The sequence below is a fragment of the Actinosynnema sp. genome (genome assembly GCF_052038725.1).
This window is the reverse complement of sequence record NZ_JBQGCX010001505.1, coordinates 1-2,574: the sequence shown is the minus strand read 5'-3', so window position 1 is coordinate 2,574 and position 2,574 is coordinate 1. Positions and strand designations below refer to the sequence as shown.

Sequence of the window (2,574 nt, the reverse complement as noted above, 5' to 3'; positions counted from 1 at the left end):
TGGTCGTCAGAGCGAATCGGCTGGCCATTGTAGTGCACGATCGCGTTACCGCGAAGGAAGCCCGGGTTTCCCACGTTCCAGGTAGGCTGCCAGCGCGCCTCCAGTCCCGACGTGCCCAGATTGGCCCCGACGTACGAGATGGGGAACAAACGGAGGCGGCTGGTCGCGGGAATCGAGTTGGGAATCGGGTCGTACAGGGGCCGCGAGCGCAGGTGGCTGGAATAGAACAGCCACAGGCCGCCCGTGACGGGTGCCACATAGGCTTTTCCGGAGCCTGGCGGCTGCCTGCGCATGAGCACCTCCACACCTCGCAGCCGATCCAGCAGTTCATCCACGGTGGTGGTGGCACCCGTCATCGGATTGTCGATCAATTTCCAAAAAACACGCTCAGACCGGCACGTCGGCTGTTCCGCGTTTCCGCAGTCCGAGCTCCACCTGTGGATTATCGACGCCACCTCCGGCGTGTTATGCAGCGCTTCCAACACGTCCCACATCCCGTCGTTGCACAGCATCTGGAAGACCAGGCGATCGTCGATGCAATCGCCAGGGTCGGTGGGCGCGAATTGGGTTCCCAGGGCATCGAACAGTGCACGCTGCACCACTAGGTCCTCGCGCAAATTGGCCGCTGGCGCATCCACTCCCGCCGGCCGACCGAACTCGCGCTCATACAGCCAAGCCAACACCTGCCGTGCGGCCCCGCGCACCACTTTGTCGGATCGAATCAGGTCGTCTAGGTTGTCGCCCACGCATGCGTGGCGGAGGCTGTCGCTATCCCTGTCCGCGCACGTGTGCTCCGACAGCGTCATGTAGAACCCGTCGTACATCCCCACGTAGAAGTCGAACTCCCGCCCTGGTCGCGCCAGGAACGCCGCAAACGACGAGAGGTGCTCGCCCAGTACCGGATACGCGCGGGACGAAAGCAGAAGCCGCTCGCGCGCTCCGGGCCGGGGCAGCTGCGCCTGTACCTGCATGACTTCCGCACGCACGGAAGACGGGTTGTTCGCCGTAACCCGCCGCACTTCCTGCTGCAGCAGACCCACCGCCTCTTGGTACTGCTGCACCTCGGCTTGGTGCAGGCGCTCACGCGCCACCAGCTGCAGCTCATACTGCCGGGCTGTGGGCACGGCACCGGACAGCAGCGCCATCACCGCCGCGAGGCCGCCTTTGGGAGCCGGCGTCACCTGCGTCCGGCGCCACACCTCCAGATCGCTGCGGTACCGGCGAGGATTCACGTACAGGATGTCGAGCGTGTCCGAGTCTGAATCCAGCCCATACAGGTCACGGGCAAGCCCCAGGGGATTGTTGTCGAAAGCGCCGCCGTCAACGAATGGATGGAGCCCATGCTTTCCATCGCGCACGTACCACACATTCAGCATCACCGGTGCGAAGGCGACGGGGAACGATGCCGACGCCTTGACCGCCTGCAGCAGGTCGGGCAGCCCGATGTCCCGGTCGTGCGGCTGCAGGCGCACAACGGGCCCAAAGTACTGGTCTTCCGGACGGATTCGGGTTTCCTGGAGAAAGCGCACGCGGCTGCCGTCGGCGGCAGGTTCCGGATCCACCTGTACGGTGAACGCGGTCACGTGTCGCTGCGTCTCGATGCTCAACCCCGCCAGGGGCAATGTGTCCGGCGCGAGACGCGTCAGGGTAATGCCGGCCGGCACTTGGCACCCCTCCACCAAGCGCGGGTCACGCATCCGCGTTTCCAACTTAGGGCGAGCGGAGTCGGTAAGCGCTTTGCGGTCGAACAGCGCCAACTCCGGGCTGTTTTCGTTGAACAGCCGGTCCCAGCCGATGTCCAGCCACACCTGCCAGAACAGGCTCTGGTCCGGGTTGGGGCTGCTGTACGTCACACCCGGCATACGCAAATCCGTGCATGCCTCTACCGCCCACAGCAAAGTGTTGATGTTGCCCGCTGACGCGCCCGTCACTGTTCGCAACTGGTAGACGGGAATCTCGGTGTGGTGTTGGAAGTCAGGGTTCCACGCCGCGTGCCGGTAAACTTCAAGCAGTCCATAGTTCACCCCAGCTTGGTACGATCCCAGGCTGATACCGCCGCTAATCGAAAGCCCAAGCGGCTGCGCCACCTTCCCGGCTTCTCCAAAGCTGATCTGTGCGGCGGCGGGTATAGCTAGTAGCAAAAATGAGAAGACGACACCAATCTGCCTCGCAACCGAGGGGCGGGTACGCATTGAGGGCCTCCGAGGATTATGGGAAGGGAGGGCTTCTGACGAATTGGTAGAAAACATGCGAACGGGAAGTATAGGAACGCCATCGAGCCGTTGACAAGAATTTGCTTTCAATAGAGAGGCTGAGTGAACGTGCGAGCGTGTTTTCCCGAGCGGATATCTGCGGTGTGCCCGATCGACGGCTGTCGTCCGTCGATCGAGGACGTCAGCCGGCGCGGCGGGCCCTGACGCGGTTCTCGGCGATGCGCGCCCGCACCAGCGCCTGCACCAGCGCGTCGGGCAGCGGCTGGTCGGGGCGAAAGCGGATGGTGCCCTTGCTGGTGTCGTAGCCCGACAGCAGCTCGCGATGTGCATCCACCGTGGAGCCGCTCATCAGAAAGAAGCT

Annotated in this window: 2 protein-coding genes; both read right to left on the bottom strand. The window is 63.7% G+C overall.

Going from position 1 to position 2,574, the window contains the following annotated elements:
* Positions 1-2,024 (bottom strand): patatin-like phospholipase family protein (locus ACTUAL_RS31740; RefSeq protein WP_440902805.1); only part of this gene is annotated, 2,024 nt, incomplete at its 3' end.
* 370 nt (positions 2,025-2,394) lie between these two features.
* On the bottom strand, positions 2,395-2,574 hold a 180-nt coding region (locus ACTUAL_RS31735), incomplete at its 5' end, for a DUF1801 domain-containing protein (protein ID WP_440902804.1).